The sequence below is a fragment of the Parabacteroides chongii genome (assembly GCF_029581355.1).
Classification (GTDB): domain Bacteria; phylum Bacteroidota; class Bacteroidia; order Bacteroidales; family Tannerellaceae; genus Parabacteroides; species Parabacteroides chongii.
Genome location: NZ_CP120849.1, coordinates 3,122,586 through 3,147,550, shown reverse-complemented (window position 1 = coordinate 3,147,550; position 24,965 = coordinate 3,122,586). Strand labels below are relative to the sequence as shown.

The 24,965-nt window shown below is 44.2% G+C and carries 16 protein-coding genes; 3 read left to right on the top strand and 13 right to left on the bottom strand.

Going from position 1 to position 24,965, the window contains the following annotated elements:
• Window position 1: 1 nt before the first annotated feature.
• The 12 genes from hemN to P3L47_RS11520 form a co-directional block, all read right to left on the bottom strand.
• Complete coding sequence (gene hemN, locus P3L47_RS11575; RefSeq protein ID WP_129735014.1) at window positions 2–1,369, bottom strand: oxygen-independent coproporphyrinogen III oxidase; 1,368 nt, start codon at window positions 1,367–1,369, stop codon at window positions 2–4.
• 2 nt (window positions 1,370–1,371) lie between these two features.
• A complete protein-coding gene (locus P3L47_RS11570; protein WP_122360818.1) occupies window positions 1,372–2,577 on the bottom strand; it encodes an MFS transporter in 1,206 nt (401 codons plus the stop codon).
• A gap of 1 nt (window position 2,578) precedes the next feature.
• A complete protein-coding gene (locus P3L47_RS11565) occupies window positions 2,579–4,654 on the bottom strand; it encodes a TonB-dependent receptor (protein WP_277780872.1) in 2,076 nt (691 codons plus the stop codon).
• 388 nt (window positions 4,655–5,042) lie between these two features.
• Window positions 5,043–7,373 carry a TonB-dependent receptor gene (locus P3L47_RS11560; protein ID WP_122360820.1) on the bottom strand — a complete coding sequence of 777 codons (2,331 nt, stop codon included), beginning with the start codon at window positions 7,371–7,373 and terminating at the stop codon, window positions 5,043–5,045.
• 121 nt (window positions 7,374–7,494) lie between these two features.
• Window positions 7,495–8,079, bottom strand: coding sequence for a helix-turn-helix transcriptional regulator (locus tag P3L47_RS11555; RefSeq protein ID WP_122360821.1), 585 nt, complete (start codon window positions 8,077–8,079; stop codon window positions 7,495–7,497).
• 9 nt (window positions 8,080–8,088) lie between these two features.
• Window positions 8,089–8,778, bottom strand: a complete 690-nt coding sequence (locus P3L47_RS11550) for a helix-turn-helix transcriptional regulator (protein WP_199715431.1) — start codon at window positions 8,776–8,778, stop codon at window positions 8,089–8,091.
• Between the two features lie 24 nt (window positions 8,779–8,802).
• A complete protein-coding gene (locus P3L47_RS11545; RefSeq protein WP_277780871.1) occupies window positions 8,803–9,744 on the bottom strand; it encodes a TIM barrel protein in 942 nt (313 codons plus the stop codon).
• An 8-nt stretch (window positions 9,745–9,752) separates the two neighbouring features.
• Window positions 9,753–11,138, bottom strand: coding sequence for a Gfo/Idh/MocA family protein (locus tag P3L47_RS11540; RefSeq protein ID WP_122360824.1), 1,386 nt, complete (start codon window positions 11,136–11,138; stop codon window positions 9,753–9,755).
• 41 nt (window positions 11,139–11,179) lie between these two features.
• Window positions 11,180–12,763 (bottom strand): SUMF1/EgtB/PvdO family nonheme iron enzyme, encoded by a 1,584-nt coding sequence (locus P3L47_RS11535; RefSeq protein WP_122360825.1) that lies wholly within the window; start codon window positions 12,761–12,763, stop codon window positions 11,180–11,182.
• A gap of 155 nt (window positions 12,764–12,918) precedes the next feature.
• Window positions 12,919–16,017 carry a beta-galactosidase, LacZ type gene (lacZ, locus tag P3L47_RS11530; RefSeq protein ID WP_277780870.1) on the bottom strand — a complete coding sequence of 1,033 codons (3,099 nt, stop codon included), beginning with the start codon at window positions 16,015–16,017 and terminating at the stop codon, window positions 12,919–12,921.
• Window positions 16,018–16,047: 30 nt separating this feature from the next.
• A complete protein-coding gene (locus tag P3L47_RS11525; RefSeq protein ID WP_122360827.1) occupies window positions 16,048–17,214 on the bottom strand; it encodes a Gfo/Idh/MocA family protein in 1,167 nt (388 codons plus the stop codon).
• 55 nt (window positions 17,215–17,269) lie between these two features.
• Window positions 17,270–18,700 carry a CCA tRNA nucleotidyltransferase gene (locus tag P3L47_RS11520; protein ID WP_277780869.1) on the bottom strand — a complete coding sequence of 477 codons (1,431 nt, stop codon included), beginning with the start codon at window positions 18,698–18,700 and terminating at the stop codon, window positions 17,270–17,272.
• A 79-nt stretch (window positions 18,701–18,779) separates the two neighbouring features.
• Between P3L47_RS11520 and P3L47_RS11515 the strand changes: the two genes are divergently transcribed.
• Window positions 18,780–19,616: a hypothetical protein gene (locus tag P3L47_RS11515; RefSeq protein ID WP_277780868.1), complete on the top strand. Its 837-nt coding sequence runs from the start codon at window positions 18,780–18,782 to the stop codon at window positions 19,614–19,616.
• A gap of 89 nt (window positions 19,617–19,705) precedes the next feature.
• On the opposite strand, the gene P3L47_RS11510 is transcribed toward P3L47_RS11515, so the two are convergent.
• Window positions 19,706–22,336 carry a DUF6383 domain-containing protein gene (locus tag P3L47_RS11510; RefSeq protein ID WP_277780867.1) on the bottom strand — a complete coding sequence of 877 codons (2,631 nt, stop codon included), beginning with the start codon at window positions 22,334–22,336 and terminating at the stop codon, window positions 19,706–19,708.
• 440 nt (window positions 22,337–22,776) lie between these two features.
• Here P3L47_RS11510 and P3L47_RS11505 point away from each other — a divergent pair, with 440 nt between their 5' ends.
• The gene (locus P3L47_RS11505) at window positions 22,777–24,207 is read left to right on the top strand and encodes a RapZ C-terminal domain-containing protein (protein WP_122360831.1); all 1,431 of its coding nucleotides are present in this window, start codon (window positions 22,777–22,779) and stop codon (window positions 24,205–24,207) included.
• Window positions 24,204–24,938, top strand: coding sequence for a nucleotidyltransferase family protein (locus P3L47_RS11500; RefSeq protein ID WP_122360832.1), 735 nt, complete (start codon window positions 24,204–24,206; stop codon window positions 24,936–24,938). The genes P3L47_RS11505 and P3L47_RS11500 overlap by 4 nt, the downstream gene beginning before the upstream one ends.
• Window positions 24,939–24,965: the final 27 nt, after the last annotated feature.

Genomic DNA, 24,965 nt, shown 5'->3' with positions numbered 1-24,965 from the left:
ATCAGACTGGTTTAGAAAATGATTTATTAGAATGAAGCATCAGTTTATCCAACGATGCCGCCACGTTACGAACAAAAAGAGCGCCTTCGGAAGTCATGCGGATATGATCATCGTCATATTCGATCAAACCGTCCCCGGCAAACTCCCGCATACGTTTTTCATCATAAGCTGTTGCCGCTTTTACCTCATCAACAGGGCAAGACAGGCGGGTAGCCACATCCTGCCAGTTCAATGTATAGTTACACATCAGCGTTTCGATCGCTTCGCGGGTGATCTGTTCGTCGCGGCTTAATGTATATCCTTTTGCTATGGCAAACGAACCGTCTTCGATCTGTTCGATATATCGGTGAATATCTTTACTGTTCTGCGTATAAGCGGAACTCAGCTGGCTTATGCCCGTCACACCGAAAGCATACACCTGCCCTGTCGTACGACGGGTACAATAGCCCTGAAAGTTACGGTGCAGCTGTCCGTTTTGCCGGGCGGTATACAATTCGTCGTCTTCAAGTACAAAATGATCCAGACCGATGGTTTTATAACCGGTACCGCCCAATATTTCTTTCGCAGCTTCAAACATACGGCTCTTTTCCTCACTGGCGGGAAGGCCGGCTTTTTCCAGGATCAGCTGTTGCCGGTTGACCCAGGGGACATGCGCATAAGAAAAAGTAACCAAACGATCCGGCTGTAAAACGGCTGCCCGGGTAATGGTTTCGGAAAAGCTTTCGGCTGTCTGGAAAGGCAATCCGTAAATAAAATCCATATTGATACGTGCTCCTTTGCTGCGAAGGATCCGGAAGATCATTTCAACCGGCAGTAAAGCCGGACGACGGTTTACTGTCTTCAATACCTTTTCATTGAAATCCTGAACACCCAGGCTAAAGCGGTTGAAACCGGCTTCGGTCAGGTATTGCCAATATTCTTCATCCAGGTATCCGGGATGGCATTCCACGGCTATTTCCGGCTGATCGATCGTTTCAAAACCGGCCAACAGATGGTCGTTCAGTTCTTTCAAAACATATACCGGCATGGCCGTAGGGCTTCCTCCGCCATAATGTATCTGGGATATTTTTCGTCCCGGAGCCAGCCGTTCTTTCACTTTATCGATCTCCACATGTAGGGCTTCTATATAACGTTCCACCACACTCCGGTTCATCATTGCAAACGAATTGCATCCGCAATAATGACAAAGATGACGGCAGAAAGGAATATGTACATAGAAAGAGATATGTCCGGGACTGGCAGTATTGGAGGCTTCTATGGCAGCTTCATAATCTGTATTTGTAAATGTATCCGTAAAATAATTGGCCGGCGGATAGCTGGTATACCTCGGAACCGGCACATTGTATTTTTGTAATAAGTTTTGTATCATAACTATGCTGTTTCTTTCTCTTTTCTAAACACGATCAATATATAAACAAGTGACAAAAGGGCCAGGCTGACTTCAAAGAAAAACAGTCCGTGATAGCCGGTATGATCGGCTATTTTCCCGCTCAAGATGGCCATCAGCATTCCGCTCAGATGGGTGATCACAGTCTGTACCGTAAAGTCAGTACCTTCCCGTCCGGGGCGCACGCAATCCATAGCGGTAGTATATACCACAATGGTAGCCATCCCGTAGCTTCCCCAAAGCAAGGCAATCCCCATGTACAACATTCCGAGCGTCGGAGTCACATAAGAAAGCCCCAGGAAGTAGAGTGTGGCAAGCAATACAAAGACGGAAAACAGGATACGCGCCCAATGCCGTCCGATCCGGCGTACAATAAAACCTCCGATAAAAGAAAATACAAAACCGAAGGAGGTACCGATCACCCCGCTCATCACCCCGATCTCTTTCATCGAATATCCCAGGTCGACCAAATAAGGCTTCAACATCGCCAGCGTGCCGATCAGTCCTGAATAATAAAGGAACAGGAAACCGATCTGTTTCCATATATTCTTTTGGGCGAAGAAATAGAAGACATCCGCTTTCTTCGCCCGTTCGTGTGTATCTTTGGGGGCAATCTCCAGACCTCGATTGAACAGCAACGGGAGTAAAGCCACTATCACGAACAGGGCCACACACGGCAACAGGCTATTCCATCCCAATTGTTTGAACAAGAGCAGTAACACACCGCCACCGATCATCGAACCACCAAAACTGCCCATCGACTGCATACTGTTCACCAGGCTTTTATCCTTCCGGCTAAAAGAAAGAACCGCCAGCGCATCGGTCGCTATATCCTGTGTGGCTGAAGCGATAAACGACACGATAATCAAGGCGATAATCGTATAAAAGTCTGTCTTGAAATCAAGAAAGGCAACAGCAAAGATCAGGACGGCATAGATCAGTTCGGAAGAGAAAATCCACCGTTTATAATCGCCCGTTGTCCGGGCATGACGGTCTACCATCGGCGACCACAGGAATTTCAATATCCAGGGCAGCTTGATCAGTTGTAATAGCCCGATGGCGGACAAGGAAAAATTCTCCTGCCGCATCATGACCGGGATGACGGTGGAGAAGAAACTCATCGGAATGGTCTGCGCAATATACAGGCAGAAAAAGGTTCCGAGGTTGAACGCTTTATTTTTTTGTATCATATCAAAGTGCTATTGCCACACTACCGCCAATCGTAAACGGACGTCCCGACTGTGCCAGTCCTTTTCCTCCCGATTCAAAATAAAATGCGGTATATTGTGTATTGGTGATATTCTTAGCCCAAATTGCAAAGGTAGCGAATCCTTTGGTTATTGACACCTTTCCGTTCAATTGTCCGTAAAAAGATTGAGTAACTTTATTATCTTCTTTCCAATGGATCTCTCCCACACCGGTAAAATTTGTACTGATCATGATACGGTCGATATGGGAACAAGGTGTCGGAATCGTATAATCGGCACCGACTGCAAATGTATGCGACGGCACCATCGGGAGATAGTTGCCCGAATAATCGATCTTCTTCTTCTCGTCGACATAGTCTTTAAAAGTAGCATGGGTAAAACCATAATTCACCTGCACCATCAACCCGTTCACCGGATTCCCCTGCAGGCTGACCTCTACCCCTTTGCTCTCACTCCGACCGGCATTGGTCAACATGGAACCGCGACCGAAAGGAAGTGTCTGACTGATCTGCTGATTCTTCCAGTCGATCCAAAAGAAGGCGATATCGGCACGCAGCCGGTTATCCAAAAAAGGATGCTTGCCGCCCACCTCATAGTTCCAGCTCGTTTCCGGTCGGAAAGAACGATCCTCCTCACGCTCGAAAGAGGTATTGAACCCACCGGTTTTATACCCTTTCGTCACTGTGGCATAGAGGATCCCCGAAGACGGGAACAGGTACTGTAACGCAAACTTAGGTGTCACCTGGCTGAATTTCAGTTTACTGTAAAAGGCATCCAATTGTTCTGTTTTCTCTTCAGTTTCTTTAAAACCGATAAAATCGGTAGATGCACGTTCGTAATCATACCGTATACCGAAAGTAGCAGAGAGACCGTCGAACAGGAGATCATCGAAAGTGGACTGATGGTACAGGGCAAAGCCGTAAGTCGGCGTATCATAGATTTTGCGGGTCGTGTATTTCTGTGCCAGATAATCCAGTATCACGGTATTGTCAATACCCTGCCAAAAACCGAAAGCTCCAAACAACCACTTATACCGGTGGGTCGTTGTCGATTTCAGATTGAATTCCTCTGAAAACATCTTCTGCTTCTGGTCCTGCTTAGCAAAATAAACGCTTGCCGGAGAGAAGTCCTGGTCGATACCCTGATGGTCCGACAGATACTGAAAGGCAGTTTTGCTGCTCAGGCTATAGCCGGTTCCTTTATACTCAGCAGTCAGACCGGTTGTCGACATGGCCCGTTTATAAAAGCTATAGTCGTTATAATTCACATCACCGGGCCGATGTGTCAGCGAATCGCAGACAGCATACGGATACCCTCCCTGTTTGGAATAATCGTAAGAACTCATCAAGCCAAGCGACCACTGCTCCGTCGGTTGCCATTCCAGCCGGATACGTCCGGAACCGCTTTTCTGGTCGTCTGCTCTTTTGTCGGTAAACAAATTCGTGAAATAGCCGTCACTCCTGTTATAATTGGCAGAAAGGGAATAACCGAATTTCTCTCCTATCTTCGCATAACGGGAAAGAGCATAATCGCGGGCACCGTACGTACCGTTAGAGACAGAGGCATTCATCCCCTGATATTTCAAGGGAGATTTGGTATATACATTAATAATCCCTCCCATGGTATTACGTCCGTACAGGGTTCCCTGCGGGCCGCGCAATACTTCTACGCGGTCTATTTCAGCAAAGTCAAAATCGAATGCCGACTTTTCAAAATAAGGGATACCATCCACATAAAGTCCGACGGAAGGCGCATTAATCTTCGAACCGATCCCCCGAATATAAACAGGAGAAGTCAGTTTTGAACCGTAATCAGGCATAAACAGGTTGGGAATGAATGAGCTGAACTCCTTGATACCTGTGATATTCTTATTCTGTATAGCCGTACCGGTAACAGACGAGGCCGACAGCGGCTCCAAACGTAAGTCTCTGCTTTGTTTAAATGACCGGACTATCACCTCGTTCAGATCGACCTGACGGACTTTCGTTGTATCCTGGTCGTCTGCTTGTACAGATAGAACAGAAAGAGACAAACAACAGAATAAAAGTAATATTTTCATATAAATTATTTTTAGATTCCCCAAAAACTCATTTAAAACGAACCCTCACTTCGTTTAAAACGAGATTTTTTTCGTTTTAAACGGACTATAAGCTCGTTTTAAACAAGTTTTCACTCGTTTTAAACGAGATTTGGGCTCTTTGGTCGACTACATCATACAAGTTATTGATAATAAACAAATTAACAACAATACAGTATAAAAGTTGAACTATATATCCAGTTTGTATTAAGGAACGCAGATGACGCAGACTAGCGCAGATAAACGCAGATAATATACTTTTTAAAGAAAATAAAAAGTCTGCGAGCATCTGCGTATTCTGCGTCATCTGCATCCCCTAATATGATCTGAATAGGTTCAATTCTGATAAATTTTGAATCATAGTATCCATTTAGAAAGTTACTGCAACCTCTGCCCCGATCTGGAACGGTTTGCCTTTTTGTATGAATGAATTGTTGAATGATTCGAAATAAAATGCTTGATAATCCGTATTTGTTATATTACGACTCCATACATTCAGATTGACTGCCCCTTTACGTACACCAGCCTTGGCGTTCAACACGGCATAAAAGTCCTGGCTGATATCATTCTTTTCCGTCCAAAAAATCTTCCCGGCTCCGGCGCACTGTGCAGAAACAGTAAACTGATCCAACCAGCAATTACGTAACAACTTCGTATATTGTAATCCCAGGCTTACGGTATGACGCGGAGTATAAGGGACAAAGTTATCCTTGTAATTTACCTCCAGCTTGCTTTCCCTGTCGATAGCCAGATAATCACGGAATGTAGCACGGGTAAAACCATAATTCAGATCGGCAGTCAATCCCTCGGCAATCAGGCTGCGAAGGCTTACTTCCACACCATAGCTGTCCGCTTTTCCTCCGTTGGTGATCATACGGCCACTGCCATTCTCCGCAAAGGTTGTCAACTGGATATCCTGTATATCCATATAGAAAAATGTCAACTCTGCATTCAGCCGGTTTTTAATCAATTCGCTGCGGACGCCTAATTCGTAGTTCCAGCTATGTTCAGGTTTATAGGAAGCTACCGACTCTACATCCGACGGTTTATTTTTTTCTGCTTCAGCAGGCATGAACTTCTTCATCAGGTCATATTTTGCATATTCCTGCACCAGGTCACCGAACATTTGCACATTATAGCCGCCCGTTTTGTACCCTTTTGCTACAGACACGTAAGTAAAAGTTCCCGGGCTGCACTGGTAACGCAAGGAGACCTTCGGCAAAACCTGTAAAAAGTCCTGTGATGTCTTATCTTTCAAATGTGCTTCCATCGGATAAGTCCCCAGCGGCCTCCCCATCATCGACACCCCAATCTTCATACTGTCGACAGCCGAATCATAATCCAGCTTCGCTTTTTCATAATCCAAACGGATACCAGCTGTAATAGAAAGTCCGTCTACGAACAAGTTATTATAAGTAGACTGATGAAAAGCGGCAAAGCCGAATGTAGGCGTTTTAAAATAACCGGGGAAATAGATTTGATTCTTATCGTCTCCATACACAGTCAATTTAGGAGCATTCGGGTTATTACCGATCATCTTGTCAAATGCATCCTGCAAGATATCCTTTAAGCCATCCTCCTTAAAGATAACCGGCCCGTCCGTATTCAGACTATTATAAAAGCCATACGCCCCGAAACTCCACTGATAGTTCTTCTTATGGTTGGAACGGATCGCCACTTCTTCACTCCAGGCATATTGTTTCTGCTTTTGGTTCAGTGTGAAGACCGACTTCTCTGTATAGTCCTGGTCCATCTTCATATCATCCTTCAGATACTGGTAGGCAGTAGTAGAAGAAAGTAGGATATTATCCGTTTTCCATTCCAGATAAAGACTATTATTCAGCATATTCCGTTCATAAGAACTGGGATCGTTGATGCGGATCGGAGCAACCGTCCCCGTTGCCTTATCATATAATCCGTAAGGAAACGCCCGCTGATTGACATAGTCGTAATTGAATGTATATTGCGCTTTCAGGTTCGGTTTGATCAACCAGTCCAGCTTGAAACGACCGCCTGCCGATTCTTCTTTATCGGCCCGTGTATCACTATATTCATTGACGAAGAATCCGTCATTCCGATCGTAATAACCACTAAGGGAAATGCCTACATTGTCGCTCAACTTCCGGTAATGGGCTCCCTTTGCCTTGAATGCGCCATAATTTCCACCGGACAAGGACAGTTTCGTCCCCTGGTAATTTAAAGGTGAAAGCGTATAGATATTCACGATTCCTCCCATCGCATTACGTCCGTACAATGTTCCCTGCGGACCACGCAACACCTCCATACGCTGGATATCGTTCAGTTCGAAATCAAATGTGCTCTTATCGAGATACGGCACATTATCCACATAAAGTCCGATCGATTGTCCGCTGCTTCGTGCACCGATACCACGGATATAAATAGCCGAAGTCATCTTCGAACCGTAATCCGGCATATACAGGTTAGGGACAAAGGAACTGATATCTTTCAACGCATCGATCTGCCGTCCGGAAATAGCCTGGGGGGAAATGATGGAAACAGAACTGGGCAATAAGCGTAAATCATTCGTTTCTTTCGTGGAAGAAGTCACCACCACCTCATCGATATTATACGTTTTGATGGTATCGTTTTCATTGACATTCACTTTTATTTCATCAGCCTTCATAGCTTGTAAACCAAAAAGAGAGCTGACAACCAGCACACACAGACAGCGTTGTTTCATTGTACTCGAACTATTAGTATTTTTCAATTGCAAAGAAACAGGAAAGATAGAAGACAATCAATCACTACATGTAGTGATTTTAACACTACCATGCCAAACAATTCAGCACTATAATGCTATTCTACAATTCTATATCATCCCCTGAGATGATCCCATTCATGATGGCATAAAAAGTCAGGCCGGAAACGGTTTTGATACCTAATTTAGTAGTGATATTCTTTCGGTGAGTGAGGACCGTGTTCAAGCTGATGCTTAATTTATCCGCTATTTCCTTGTTGGTGATACCTTTTACGATCAATTGGAGGACATCGGTTTCACGGGTAGAAAGGTCTTTGTTCGTATCTCCAGATAGATTGGCGGAGTTATCGTTGGCTAGCAATTGCTGTAACTGCTCGATGATTATCTCCTGGGAGGCTTTTACCGTGATATGGTTCGTGGTAGAGATACCACCGTCACCTTCTCCCCCATTGATTAACACAACCGTTTTACTACGGCGAGGCAGGAAAAAATCACCATTCATTACCTGTGTTTCAGGTGAGGTAAAATAGTAATCGAACGTATCGTTGCAACCGTCAACATTGAAAGCATCGAACGTAGGAAACCAACACACTTCCACAGGAGGGAAATAGTCGGTAAGCAAGCTCTGAAGACCAATGCTCTGCAAAGTATCGGATAAAATGATTGCTATTTGCTTGGTTCTATGCATCAATACGGATTATTTACACAGTTTCTCCATGGCTGATACCATCGGAGTCAGAATACGGTAACGGATACGATTATGTTGTTTGATGTCTTTTTCAAGGCTGCTGATGCCGAAGATCACGGCATAACATAAATTCTCATTGTAATCACCCGACAGGTGTTTAACCATTATGCCTTTCAGATCGGACAACAACGCCTCGATAGGATCTTCCAGCCGCTGCTCACCGCCAAGTTGAAGCACTCCCGTTTCGCCGGAAGCCTGACAACCGTTGATCTTCTCACTTAATGCCTGGCAATAAGGGAACCAAACCGTGTCGTCTTTCTCGATACGCGCCGTCAACTCTTCCTTAAAAGAAGAGAAGAATTTGCCGATCAGATTCAACGTATTGTTTCCCGGGGTACTCATAGAGATAAAAGAAGTCAGATGCCGCTCTATGTTCGGCAGTTGATAACGTAAATAATATTGGTTGGTCTTGGTCAGGTAATCGATGATCTGCGAAGTATGGAAGGTCTGCAACTTCCTTTCCGGGAAATATTCCTCGTTCAGGAACGTGTTTATTACCGTCAGCAGGAAATCCGTATCCAGCTGATATTCTTCACAGATCGTTTTCACCGATTTATCCCCCAATCCGAGGCGGATACCAAACCGGTTGATTACAGGAATGAGTGAGGGATGTTCCTCCACCACCTCACTCATTTGCATATTTGGATATACTAAAGGCATAGTTTATGCTTCTTCCCATTGTTTGCGCAAGAGTTCTACTGCGGCAGGGACAACAATGTTGCGATCACCCTGGCATCCGCATTCGAAACTTACGTATTTATCATAACCTAACATCTTCAAACCTTTGAAGCCGTCTACATAATTATCCGCCTCACCGTCTTCACCCGGCATGCTGCGACGTTTGCGGCTTGCCACGTGCACGTGCTGCAGATAGTCACCCGCTGAAAGGAACGCTCCCATATCGGACGTTTCCTCCCAGGTCATATGCCAGAAGTCCCCCATGCAACGTACACCCGGATTGTTGATATCACGGCATATGGAAGCTGCATCGGCCACCTGACGCATATAGAAACATTCTTTGCGGTTCAGAGGTTCAAAAATCACGGTCGTTCCGTTCTGTGCAGCATGATTACCCATCTCCGTAAACTGTTCGCACAGGAAGTCACGGGTTTCCTGGTTATGAGGAAGCGCGGGGACCTGCCCGTTGAACGCCGGAACGATGATAACACCTGTCGACCCCAGCTCGCCGGCTGCGGTGATGATCTCCTTCATTGTATCCATACATTTCTTACGAATAGCAGGATCGGTAGAAAGGATAAATCCTTCAAAACCGGCACAAATAGCACTGACCTTGATATCACGACCGTTCAGAGCCTCTTTGATCTCTTTCACCCGGTCTTTCAGTCCGCGTCCGCCCGGTTCGAAACCGACCACACCCAGCTTCTCCATATAGTCCAGCTTCTGGTTCAGGTTTTCACCCGGTGCAGTACCTTCCTGGAAAGAGATGTTCAGTTTTGCTTTTGTGTTGCAGCAGGACTTTGTCTCCGGACATTGTTCATCCGAAGAAGCCTTACCGGCACAAGAAGCCAACGCACCGGTACTGACAGCAGCTACTGCAGCACCGGATAATGTTGTTTTTAAAAAGTTTCTTCTATTCAATGACATATCGTTACTTATTTTGTATCACGAGGTTTACCCGGTACCGGAACTGTGAATGAACTCATATCCATCTTACCCAAATTGAGGTCTTTCGGAGTATAATCCAGCGGAGAAGCAGTCATGGCATCCCATGTCGTTTCAGCTCCCGTATAAGCAGATTCACGTCCCATAATAGCAGCCATGTTCGATACGGCTGTTTCAGTAGCCTGCTGAAGCGGTTTGTTGCCACGGATGCTGTTGATCCAGTTTACGTGTTCCAGTGTATACGGGTCGTTCTGCTTGAAGTTGGCTTTCTCTGCTTCGTAGTCATATTTCCAAATCACATTGCCGGCAAGGTCTTTGATCTCCATCGTTGCACTGTTCCATGAGCCTTTCGTTCCTTGGATAAATTCGCTGACATTGTTGGCACAACCGTCTACTTGGCGACACATACTGTGCAGGTGGATACCGTTCTCCATCGTGAAATCGATGCTGAAGTTATCATACTGATCACCGGTAATACGACGCTGACGAGAACCGAAGCCGACAGCTTTTACCGGCTTCAAGCCACTGAACCAGGTAAATACATCGATATTATGTACATGCTGTTCTACGATATGGTCACCGGATAACCATTTCCAGTTCACCCAGTCCTTGATCATATATTCGCAATCGTTCCATTCTTTTTGACGCTCGCGGAACCACAACATATTCTGATTCCAGTAAACCGTACCGCCTGTGATCTCACCGATCATACCTTCCATGATCTTCTTGTAAGACTCTACATAAGGACGCTGGTGATGACGCTGTGTACCAGTGATCACGCGAAGATTCTTAGCTTCCGCCTGTTTGGCAGTAGCCATGATCGTACGATAACCAACCGGATCCACACAGATCGGTTTTTCCAGGAATGAATGTTTTCCCTTTTCTGTCGCATACTGGAAATGTACCGGGCGGAATACAGGAGGAGTTGCAATGATCACCACATCTACCCCACTGTCTATTACCTGCTTATAAGCATCCAGACCGACAAAACGCTTGTCTTCCGGAATATCTATATTCTTATCTTTTTTCAGTTTATCAGCCAGTCCGTCGATTCTTTCTTTGAATGTATCGCCCAACGCAACGATAGTTACGCCATTCGCAGCATTCAGGAAATTGAAAGCAGCACCGGAACCACGTCCGCCGCAACCGATAACACCGGCTTTCAGTTCTTGTCCGTCTGTTGCCAGGTCGGGCAGTTCCGGGATATAATAAGTACCCGGTTCTTTCAGCGGTTTCAAAGCATTTGCTTTTTCTCCACTGCTACATGAGGTTAAAACCACACCTGCTGCGCCACCTGTTCCAATTGCACCCAGTGCACCGGCCATAGCGGAGCTCTTTAAAAATGATCTTCTACTGATACTGTTTTCCTTTTTCATGATATAGCAAAATTTAAAGAATTGATATTATTTACACTAGTCTACTTCATTGATGAATCCGGCTCGCAAACCACGCGGAAACCAATACCACGTATATCAGAGTACCACCAGATACTTTTAGGTTGCTGCGGGTCGGTCTTTAACCACGCTTCATGTTTGGTATAGTCGCGGGCTGCCGAACGCAAGTCTGCAGCATCGGATGTATAGTTACCTCCGCGTACTACCCACTCTGTTCCTTCGGTTACCAACGGATCTGTTACAGATTCGCCCCCTTTGCCATAAGCTTCAGGATCATACTTGTCTGCACAATATTCCATGACATTACCCAACATATTCTTTAATCCGAACGGATTGGCTTTCACCAGTTCCGGTTCCTGTGTCTTGTTCTTACTGTTCTTACTGTAGATAACGAACGAGCTGATGCTGTCGGTCTTTGCATCAAAGAACTTACGCCAGAATCCCTGGTCGGAGAAGTCCTTCGGGCTACCGCTGAAGAAGTAAGGAGTTTCCGTACCGCCACGAGCTGCATATTCCCACTCAGCTTCGGTCGGCAGACGATATTTCTTGCCGGTCTTCTTCGACAACCACTGGCAGAATGTTTCTGCTGCATAATGTGTCATCGTAATAGCCGGACGGTCGCCACCACCCCATCCCTGATCGGGGAATCCGAACGGTGGTGTAGGACCGGAAATAGCATCCACATCCGGATTGCTGTTGTTTGCATATACAGTTTCGGGAGGAGTACGTCCTTCACTCATCGTATTACCATAGAACGACCAGTACTGGTCCCAGGTAACTTCCACCTCAGCCATAAAGAACGGGCTGACTGTCACCGTACGGACAGGAGCCTCGTCCGGTTCATGGAACGGTTCCTTGCTGGTACTACCCATTTTGAACGAACCGCCCGGAACAGCAACCATCTTGAATGATACCGGAGTTCCGGGTATCTGTTCTACATAGTCCGTGAAGCTTGTAACCTGTGTCGGTTCTTTAAAATACAGACTGGTATCGATAGCAGCAGAGCCGGCCAGTCCAGGTATACCTGTCAACTTCGAATGGTTGTAATTCGGGTTGTAGTGTCCGGCATCCAGGTGACAGCTGATACACTGCAGGTCCAGTTTCTTTTCATTCTCATCATAATAAAGGTGTGCAGTGATACCATCGTTTGTGATTCCTTCCGGAAACAAGTTCTGGTGACACTCTTTACATGATTCGTTCGGGATATACTTAACGGCATGTTCCAATTCCGACTTTACGTTCCAGTCAAAATCGGCGCTGTCTTTCGTCATAAAAGACCAGACATCTTTCAGGCCCAGCTTAGCTTTTGCCGTATAATGATTCCAGGTATCGTGTTTAGGCGGAAGATGGCAGTCCACACAATGAACTTTCACACCGCTTCCGTTATTTACGTGCTTGGATAATTTCCAACTACTTTCCACATGCGGATGCACATGGCACATCATACACGACTCGTCTGAAGAGAAATAGACGGACGTATTATAAGCCAGGATCATTACCCCGGCACCACATATCCCCCCTAGAAGAAGCATAAAGGTCTTTCCTTTAAAAAAACTCTTCTTCTTTTGGTCTGATGAATATCGATTAGAATTTTTGTTAGTAGCCATCTGTTTTTATGGTATTCTAAATTACACTTAGTCTAAGAATTAGATTTAAAAATCGGCAATAAAAGTAGCATTTTACTTAATATAAAGAAAGCATAACCAGTTGATTTAACGTAATAAGTAAACTGATTATGCTTTTTTTAATTATTTTCAGACTCCTAGAGATTGGATTGAACAGGTGTCATAATGAAAGTAAATTCATAATCACCATAAGGTAAACGATATTTCTCCAGTGGCAATGTACCCCAACTGTTCACACAACCTAATCCCATTTGCGCTTTATCTATACAAAGATTTGTATAGTCTACTTTCGGGACCAGCTCTGAATGTCTCTGATCTTTCTGTACACCGTCGTCCAGCGATTCGATCGAATAATTCAATGCGGAAGCAGAGAACGGAGCCTCGGCAACGAACATCAAACCATTACCTCCCTTATTCGTCTGTTTCCACCAGCGGATATCTGTCTTTGTACCGGTTTCCTGCGGACGGATATAAGAATAGAACTGTTCATCGACTGTCTGGCAGAATTTACCCAGGTCAGTTACGTTGTTACGGTCTGAATAATTCTCCCACGGACCACGTCCATAGTACTTGATCAGCGACATCTCTTCCGGCATCTGCATCTGCATACCGAAACGGAACATATCGGAAATCTTGGCTGACTTGTCGGCCACCATCTTCTGTGATACTTTTACCGCACCTTCATTATTTATAGTATAGGATATAGACAATTTAGCCGATACGGCTTCCATCGTATATTCAGCATTTACTACAGCCTGACCGTTCTCGATCTTATTCGTCAGTGAAGTCAGCTTCAGACCCGGTTCTTTCCAGGCAGCATATTTTTTCTGCAAACCGGCACCCATATCGTTATCGGTCGGTGCACGCCAGAAGTTCGGTGTCAGCTTTCCGCCTTCATCGATCAAAGCCAGTCCTTTCACATCGTATTTGCAAAGGAATCCGTCATGCTTATTAAATTCGATCAGGAAGTTCTCGCCGGAAACGATCAGGTAATTATAATCGTTCTCTTTGATTGTCGGAATGACAGTGGCAATATTGGTCTTCTCCACATTAGCCAGTTTCAATTCAGGAGCTTTGTACGGACGAACCACCAGCTGATTCTTGGCAACCGTATGTCCGGCAGGAAGCATCGTTTCCGCTTTCTTCAGTTTGAAAGCCACATTCAGCAGTAATTCCTTACATTTACATATACCTTCCGTGCTATAATTCAACTTTACAGATTTAGTCTGCTGTGGAGCGACATCCAAATCCTTGATCATACCGGTCTGTATCACTTCACCCTCAGCCAACAGTTCCCATTCAGCATAATAACCGTCGAGATTACGGAAGAAGTTCTCATTATACACATTCACGACACCGTTTGCCAGGTCGGAAGGAGTTACCCAAATAGACTGATAGATATAGCCTACTTCATGCATATGCGGATTCGGTTTACGATCCGGACTGATCAAACCATTATCGAGGAAGTTGTTATCGGTTGCATCATAACGGTTAAAGTCACCGCCATAACCATAAAATTCAACACCTTTGTCATTCTTCCAACGCAAAGACTGATCCACAAAGTCCCAAATGAAACCACCCTGATACTTCGGGTACTTACGGACAAGATCCCAATATTCTTTAAATCCACCCTGTGAATTACCCATTGCATGTGCATATTCACACTGGATAAGCGGTTTATCGACATTACCGTTACAATAGTCTTCACATCCTTTATAATCCAGATACATCGGGCAGTAGATATCGGTAAATTCATTCGTTCCGGCCTGTTCGTACTGAACGGCACGGCTCTTGTCTTCATTCTTGATCCAGGTGTAGCATGCTTCGAAGTTCGGTCCGAAACCAGCTTCATTACCTAACGACCAAAAGATGATGGACGGATGGTTGAAACCACGCTGTACATTACGCTGGTTACGCTCCATATGTGCTTTAGCATATAACGGATTCTTAGCCAGTGTTTCTTCGCCATATCCCATACCGTGAGATTCCACATTCGCTTCGGCAACGACATAGATACCGTATTCGTCGCACAGGTCATACCACAAATTCGCATCCGGATAGTGACAGGTACGAACCGCATTGAGGTTGTACTCTTTCATTATTCTGATATCCTGCAGCATACGTTCGCGGGATACGACATAACCTCCGTCCGGATCCATTTCATGACGGTCTGCTCCTTTGAACAATACCGGCTGACCGTTTACCAGTATCTGACTGTTCTTCAGTTCGATCTTACGGAAACCGACCTTTACCGGAATAACTTCCAGTTCCTTATTACCATCTTTCAAAGTGGCAACCAATGTATAGAGGTTCGGTGTTTCAGCCGTCCATTTTAACGGATTGGCAACAGCGATGTCTGTCGATACTTTACCCGATCCCTTTAAGGAAGCCGTAGCAACCGGATTGCCTTGTTTGTCCAACAATTTCAAGTCTACCGCCCCGCTACCTTTCAGGTTCAGGCTCACATTCAATGTCGCATCCTTATACTGGGCATCCAGATCCGGAGTCACACGGATATCCTGAATATATTTAGGATTGCGTGCATACAGATAGCAGTCGCGACCGACACCCGACAAACGCAGGAAATCCTGGTCTTCCAGATACGTGCCGTCACACCAGCGGAAAGTCTGGAACGCGATCAGGTTCTTGCCCGGTTTCAGGTATTTTGTCAAATCGAACTCAGCTTCGAGTTTGCTGTCTTCGCTGTAACCGACATACTGACCGTTCACCCAAAGATACATATTGGAAGTCACCGAACCGAAATGAGCAAAAATCTCCTTGCCTTTCCAGTCTGCCGGAATAACTATTTCTTTACGATAAGAACCGACATGATTGTTTTCTACAGGTATTTCAGGTGGGTTATTCTTGAACTGGTTCCGCCAGGCATATCCTACATTCACATAAATAGGATCGCCGAAACCATTCAGTTCCCAAATACCGGGTACAGGCATATTCGCCCATCCTTTGTCATTGAAACCGACCTGGTAAAAATCAGTAGGACGTGCATCGGCATCTTTCACCCAGTTAAATTTCCAGGTTCCGTTCAAAGTCATAAAATTGGCTGATGATTCTTTACATCCCTTTAACGCTGCATCTGCTGTTTCGAACGCAAAGTAGTTCGCATGCATCGGGGCACGGTTCACCGCATTCACGTTCGGATCTCTCCACTCATTCTTTTGAGCGAATGCTGTCATTCCGATCAGGGAACAACAGCAAACTAACATTTTTAATTTCATTTCTATCTTTGATTTACTAATGTGCGGTAATCAATCTACCCACTTCTGCCATTTCACATTTTCATTGTATCCGGCTTCCACCATCGTTTCAATGAATTGCATTCCTCTCACGCCGTCATAAACAGTCGGAAAGTCCAGGCATTCCTCACAGGGAGTTTCACCTTTCTTGACACTCATTACGGTATGGGCAAAATTCCGGTAAATATTGGCAAAAGCTTCGATAAAGCCTTCCGGATGACCTCCCGGAGTACGGGTATTCATCTTAGCCGTATCACCGATGAAACCGTTGTTTCCCATACGGATCACTTCGGTCGGTTTATTCGACCATTTTGCATATAAAGTATTCGGTTCCTGCTGCTGCCATTCCAAACCGCCTTTATCACCGTAAATGCGGATACGGATGTTGTTTTCTTCTCCGGCAGCAATCTGTGAGGCGGTAAGCGTTCCGACTACCCCGTTTTCATAACGAAGGAAAGCGGCACCGTCGTCATCGATCGGACGACCGGGAACAAACGCATTCAGGTCGGCACAAACTTCCTGTACTTTCAGACCGGTTATATATTCACTCAGATGCCAGGCGTGCGTACCTATATCACCGATACAGCCTGCTTTCCCTGAGCGTTTCGGGTCTGTACGCCATCCGGCATTATTTCCGCCCTGCAGTTCGATACGGTCGGAAAGCCACCCCTGCAGATATTCCACATACACACGGCGAAGCGTACCCAAATCCCCTCGGGCAATACGGGCTTTTGCTTCTTTTACTGCCGGATAAGCGGAGTACACATGCGTAAGCGCCAGGATCAGCCCAGTCTCTTCCACCTTTTTCTGAAGTTGTTTGGCTTCTTCCAATGAGAAGGTCATCGGTTTATCCACTACCACATGGAATCCTCTTTCCAAAGCCATCATAGCAGGTTCGAAATGCCAACGGTTAGGTGTTACGATCGTAACAAAATCCATCCGTTCACCTTCCGGCAAAGTCATTTCGTGTTCGAACATTTCCTGATAAGTACTGTAAATACGGTCTTCCGGCAAGAAATAAGAAAGTCCGGAACTTTTGGAGATTTCAGGGTCTACACTGAAACATCCGCAAACTAATTCAATCTGATTGTCCATAAAGGCGGCACGACGATGGATCGCACCGATAAAAGCGTCACTTCCGCCGCCTACCATGCCCATTCTTAATTTTCTGTTTTTCATGATAATATTAATTTTACAATTACGAATTGAGACCCTAAAGATAGGATTTATTTCGTTACTTCACAGGCTTTAGTCCCATCTTTTCTGCCCGCTGCAACATAAACTGATAGGCGGCTTCGTGCTCATTAGGAATCACTCCATCCAGGATGGCATTCTTTATGGCTTCTTTCAACACTCCTACGGGTTGTGAAGGAGGAAGGGCAAATGTCTCCATGATTTCCTCACCGGAAACAGGGGGTTGGAAATTACGAACCCGGTCTTTCTCCTCGATATCAGCCAACTTTTCACGGACCAGACGGAAGTTATTCAGGAAGCGGCGGACTTTTTCCGGATTCTTACTAGTGATATCTGCCTCACAGAGCTTCATCAGATCGTCGATATCGTCACCGGCATCGAATAGTAAACGACGGATGGCCGAGTCGGTCACTTCGTCGTCTGCTAGGGCGATCGGACGCATGTGGAGTGTCACCATCTTCTGTACGTACTTCATCTTTTCGTTCATCGGCAACTTCATGCGACGGAAAATTCCCGGCAGCATACGCTCACCGATAAAGTTATGGTTGTGGAATGTCCAACCCAAACGAGGGTCGAAACGCTTGGTTGCGGGTTTACCGATATCATGGAAAATGGCACTCCAACGGAGCCACAGATTATCCGTCGTCTTACTCAGACGGTCCAATACCATCAATGTATGGGCAAAGTTATCCTTATGACCGATGCCTTCTTTTGTCTCGGCACCTTTCAGTGCGCAGAGTTCCGGGAAAATAAGAGGCAGTAAACCGCTTTTATCCAACAACTCAAAACCGATGGAAGGTTTTGGGGAAAGGACGATCTTATTCAGTTCATCCACAATCCGCTCCTTAGAAATGATGGAGATCCGCTCCTTGTTACGCTCGATCGCATCGAACGTGTCGGGATGGATAAAGAAGCCTAGTTGGGATGCAAAACGGACTGCACGCATCATACGCAACGGATCGTCGCTGAAGGTTATATCCGGATCGAGAGGCGTACGGATAATCAGATTATCCATATCGTCCAAACCGCCGAAAGGATCGACCAATTCTCCATAACGGTCCTTGTTCAGACACAGTGCCAAGGCATTGATCGTAAAGTCGCGCCGGTTCTGATCGTCTTCCAGCGTACCGTCTTCCACGATCGGTTTCCGGCTGTCATGGCTGTACGATTCTTTCCGTGCACCGACAAACTCAATCTCCAGGTCACCGGATTTTACCTGTGCCGTCCCGAAGTTCTTAAACACGGACAGATGTGTCTTTTTACCTAACTTGTTAGCTACTGCTTTTGCTAATTCTATTCCGCAGCCTACTGCAACGACATCAATATCTTTTGAAGGACGGTATAAAAAAATATCCCTGACGTAACCGCCAATCACGTAAGCTTCAACACCTAATTCGTCTGCAGCCTCAGATATGATGCGGAACGGCTTTGCCGATATATGATTTAAAATATCTTCCTGATCTATATACATTCGCTTTATTTATCTCGCTCGTTGAGACTGCAAAGATAAAAAATATATCTTTGCAGACAGAACGAATAAGATAAACAACATGAAGAAGTCAGCAATATGTATTGCACTTGCCGCCGTAACACTGGCAGCCTGCAACAATGCGGAAAAGGAAGCACGGGCTCGGTTGAGCAATGCTCAAAGCATGTATGAACGGAATGAGCTCTTCGCGGCAAAGAGTGAAATAGACAGTATCCGCGCACTCTATCCGAAAGAATTCAAAGTCTTAAAAGAGGGGCTTTCGCTTATACGGCTTGTGGAGGTAAAAGAAGCGGAAAGGAATATCGCTTTTTGCGACAGCCTGATCCCTATCAAAGCGGAAGAGGCAGAAGGTCTGAAAAAAGGATTCGTTTTTGAAAAAGACAGTGTCTATGAAGAGATAGGTAATTATATCTGGAAACAACAAACGGTGGAACGGAACGTACAGCGTTGTTATATCCGTAGCGGGGTGAATGAAAAAGGTGAGATTTATCTTGCCAGCGTTTTCTATGGCGGTGCGCCAATCAATCATACCGGCATCAAAGTCAGCACCAAAGACGGTCAGTTTGCCGAAACTGCTTCTATCCCGTATGACGGCGGAGTGAATTATCGCTTTAAAGACCTGGGGAAAACAACAGAGGTTGTGACTTACAAAGGTGAAAAAGGTATTGATGCCGCCAAGTTTATTTCAACCAATATAAAAGAACGTATCAAAGTAGACTATACAGGAGGCAAGCCTTATACAATCTATATTGCAGACGGAGACAAAAAGGCTATTGCCGCTACTTTCGAACTGGCTACGGTGTTAAGCGACCTGGAAAATCTTCAGAAAGAAAAAGAGAAGTCAACCAAACGGATCGCTTATTTGAAAAGTAAACTGGAGAGTAAGACGGAAGAATAAAAACATATTCTTTTTCTTTGCACCATAAAAAAACGGTTCCCACAATAGTGAGAACCGTTTTTTTATTTGATATCTATCTTTCGATTTTCTTACTTCACAATCACTTTATAAGCTTTGTCACCTTCTACTGAAACAATCACAACACCTCTGGCTGTCTGAACTGATTCATTGTCAGATGAGATAAAGCGAGAACCGATTGTCTGTCCCAAAATGTTAGACAAGGTTACTTTCTTACCACCAGCATTACGGATCTGGAATTCACCATTACCACCGATCACTTTGATAGTAGTCGGAGCTTCAATGGATTCGTTGGCTACAGGAGATGGAGCATCTGCTAAAGAGAACTCAATACCTTTATTTGACATTACAACAACGTTGTTGACAATTCCAACATACAAAGTGTTGGTTTCATCCGTCTTTTCCTGTTGGTTTTCTAACTTATAGTTACCACTTTCCTCTACTTTCAATGCCCACAATGCTGGATTTTTTGTGCTTTCCTTCATTGTTTCAATGGTATCGTTTGCAATAAAGTGTACACGAGGTGTTGTTGTTCCTTCACCCATATACAATGCAGAGTCACGACCTGAAACCATGTAATAACGTGTCTGTACTGCATCAGCCTTAGCTACTTCATTAGCCATTACAGTTGTAATGAAATACAACGGTCTATCTACAGTTGATGCTTCCGACTTGATTAACTTCAAGCTAAAGTTATCTTTTTCATAAGTAGACTTCAAAATATCTTGTCCTTCTACCTTCAATTCTGCAAACATATTCAGCGTATTCATCGTCAACGATTTCGCATCTGAAGTGAAACGTTTGTGACCAGTTTCGAATGTAGCATATTCCGGTGCTTCCACTTCTTCCAAATTAAAGAATCCATGGCTACGAGCAAGGATCATATTACCAGTAGTAATATCTGAAGATACATAAAGCAAATGTTCACCATCTTTATCAACAGCAGACATATAATATTTATCTTCTGTTGCATGTCTTACAAATTGGAATGTCAAAGGTTTTGTTTCCAACATTTTCAAAACTTTTTCTGATTCTACAGCATCAGAAGAAACCTTTTTCTCTCCAAAACGTTCTTTCAACTGATAAGAAACAGCATACACTGTATCACCTAAAGACTGTGCACCACCAACTGCTAACGTATCAACAGCAATCAATTTAAATACTTCTGCATTTTCGTCATCCGACTTAACCTGAAGAACATCGTCAGAAACTGAAGCATACAAATCTGCTGTCCCGGTAAATTGTTTCAATACATACCCTTTATTTTCCAGATCACCTTTCTTAAAGTTGATAGATCCCAAGAACTTATTATCAAAATCAACCTTCTGCGATTCAATAGTAATTGTATCGGTATTACCTCCAAATGTATAAGTATTTTCCATACCCTGAACAGCAAATATTTCACTCTTCGGCAGCAAAGTAGTATTCTTATAACGGCTTACAATAGTATACATACCGTTTTCTTCTTTTATATACCATTGTCCTTTAACTGCATTTACAGATGGTTTTCCAGTCATAAATACGATCCCGTTATTCTCAACGTGGGATATATATTTACCTCCGTCTCCTGTTTTGCTTCCGCTCTTCAAGAAATAAACTCCTGTACCAGTTTCGATTGTAGCAGGAATACCACGATTAGCAGTAATACATGGATAAAACACATTAACACCTGTACTATTAATAGTCAGAACTTTTTTGTTACCTAACCGAGCATAGCCTACCTTAACCTCTGTATTACCATCTGTCACAACTTTCGCATTTTCCGTAGACGGAACATTCTTTACATACATAGTCAATGAATCGTTCTTTAAATCGGTTGTAAATCTAAAGAGTTTTGCATCCATATTCGGTTTAATTGTTGTACGTATAGAATCTAATGAGAAACTATTGCTAGCTCCTTCTATTTTCAATGTATCGATTCCTAAATATTTCTTAGTCTTATTATCAGGATATACTTCATTGCCTTTCTCTTGCAAGAGAAAATACCCATCATTATCAACAGCTTGTCCATCAATTTTCGTTACAGCGATCAAATCCTTTCCACTGAAAATATCACCTTCAATATCTTCACCAAAAGAAAGCCTGAATGTACTTATACCATTACCCAAGTCTGTTGCTACCAACGGGAAACTATCATTAGGTCTCATAACCTTAAATGCAGCTTTCTCCCCTCCAGTAAAAACGACTTTATTTTTTAATTTAGAATCTAGATTATTAACATCAACATTCAACGCCATAACTTTATCATTGTCCAATTGTGATTTAATCACATAACCACTATTGTCTGCTTCTTTTGCCAATGACCATAAAGACACACCTTCAGGGCTTAACATAGGATCAGCTGTTAAGTCTTTATCAAAAGACAGCACAGCCTTTGTCTTTTTATTTTTCAGTTGATAAGAGATACCTGCAGCTTCTGTCTTTACAACGGTAATTTCCCACAATGCAAAATCACGGCTTTCTTTAGTACCTATACCTGCAGCAGGCAATGTTTTTACTATCACAGAGTCTGTTACTGTTTCATCTAAAGATAAATACAATGGACTTCCATCTTTTTGAACTTCAGTTTTCAAAAAATAATAATTACCAGCTGTCCAATATTCAGAATCAACTTCATTACTAGGAGTGGGTTCTGCAGCACTTACCGTCAACGAACTTACCGCCATCAAAACAGCGGCCAATAGAGTAGATTTTTTATTCATATATTATTCCTTTTTGGTTTATACATATAATTAATACTAGCTACAAAGATATGTTTTTTTCAATTTGTAAGAGTTATAACAAACACTAAAGATACTTATATTCACGTATATTGTACAAAACTACCTGTTTTAATGCCAACATGTTTCAATCGCTATTAAAGCGCCGTTTATACGAACACAAAGAGAAAAGACAACCTTTTTATGGCTAAAGCATAAACTTAGTCAACCACCTTTATATAATAGACTCCCAACAGTCAACCCAAAACTGTCTTTCGTAGACATGGTTAACTCAAAAGTGTTTCACCTAGGAGAAACACTTGTTTCATCAGGAAGAAACATTTGTTTCATTAGGGTGAAACACTTTTAACTACCTTAAAAAGCGAACAAAGGTTTCCTTTCCCCAATAAAAAGGCTTACCTTAGTGCCGTAATTCAAAAAATATGGTAACAGAAGAATTAAACAGACTCTACTACGAATACACCGGTTCGCAGGCCGAAGATATTACCGAACTTCCTTCATCCGGCTCTAACCGCCGGTATTTCAGAATATCAGGTCCGAAAACATTGATCGGAGTCAGTGGCTCTTCTCAGGAAGAGAACAAGGCTTTTATTTATATGTCGGGATTTTTCAAAGGAAAAGGCATTAACGTACCGGAAGTTCATTTCCATTCGGACGATTATTCCTTCTACCTGCAAGAAGATCTAGGTGACACCATGCTTTTCAACGCCATAGAAAAAGGTCGCAAAAGCTGTGTATTTGATGAAGAAGAACGTCGTTTGCTGCATAAGACAATCACGCAGCTTCCTTCTATCCAGTATGCCGGAGCCGATGGATTCGACTACAGCATTTGTTACCCGCAGCCGGAATTCAACGAGCGTTCCATCCTTTGGGATTTGAATTACTTTAAATACTGTTTCCTGAAAGCGACGGGCATGGAGTTTCAGGAAGACCGCCTGGAAGATGATTTTCTGAAAATGAGCGATGTCTTATTGCAGGACACCTCTCCCACTTTCCTTTACCGGGATTTCCAGTCGCGTAACGTCATGATCAAAGACGGTGAACCCTGGTTTATCGATTTCCAGGGAGGACGGAAAGGACCCGTTTACTACGATGTCGCCTCTTTCCTCTGGCAGGCTAAAGCCAATTATCCGGAAGATTTGAGAAACGAACTGCTTGCCGATTATTTGCAGGCATTACAAAAATATACCGACGTGGACGAAGAACATTTCTTCCGTCAGCTACGTCATTTTGTGTTATTCCGTACCTTGCAGGTTTTAGGTGCTTACGGCTTCAGAGGATACTTTGAAAAGAAACCGCATTTTATCCAGAGTGTACCGTTTGCCATCAATAACCTGCGGCAGTTGCTGAAGAACGACTATCCGGAATATCCATATCTGTGCTCCGTCCTGAGAGAACTGACCGGACTGACACAATTCAGGGACGATATACAAAAGCGGATGCTGGAAGTCAAGATCGTCAGCTTCGCCTATAAAAAAGGTATACCGAACGATCCGAGCGGAAACGGCGGTGGCTTCGTATTCGACTGCCGGGCGATCAATAACCCCGGTAAATATGAACGATATAATCATTTTACAGGACTGGACGAGCCGGTGATCCGTTTTCTGGAAGAAGACGGAGAGATCACGCAGTTCCTCGAACACGTATACACCATTGTCGATGCTTCGGTGAAGCGTTATCTGGACCGTGGTTTCACGAACCTGATGATCGCCTTTGGTTGTACCGGCGGACAGCACCGTTCCGTCTATTCGGCACAACACCTGGCAGAGCATCTGCATGCCCAGTTCGGAGTAAAAGTAGACCTGACCCACAGGGAACAAAATATAGAACAAATCTTTGACGCAATATTATGAAAGCTATGATTTTTGCAGCCGGTATGGGGTCCCGCCTCAAACCGATGACTGACAATACACCAAAAGCATTGATACCAATAAATGGAAGACCAATGTTGGAGCATGTGATCCTGAGACTGAAGGATGCAGGGTTTCATCAAATCGTTATCAACGTCCACCACCTGGGAGACCAGATCATCGACTTCCTCGCCGCAAATAATAATTTCGGCGTTCAGATCCATATTTCTGATGAACGGGATTATCTGCTCGACACCGGAGGCGGAATAAAAAAGGCTGCCAAATTCCTTCAGGGAAATGAACCTTTCCTGGTACACAACGTGGATATAATGTCGAACGTCGACTTGAAAAAGTTATACGATTGCCATTTGGAAACCAACCCGCTTGCCACCCTGCTGGTCAGCAAGCGCAATACATCGCGTTATCTCCTGTTCAATAAAGAGAACCGGTTATGCGGCTGGCGTAACCACGAAACCGGCGAAGTTAAATCTTACTATCCCGATTTCGACCCTAATCAATATAATGAATATGCTTTCAGCGGTATCCACGTGCTATCGCCTCAGATATTCGACTGGATGGAAGAATGGACAGGTAAATTTCCGATCATTAATTTCTATCTTTCGATCTGTGCCAAGACCAATATCCATGCATATGCAGCTGAGAACCTGCGGTTATTGGACATAGGGAAACCTGATGCGCTGGCTAAAGCGGAAGAATGGATGAAAAATTTATAAGGAAAGGGTGGCTTTAGACGGAAAAGT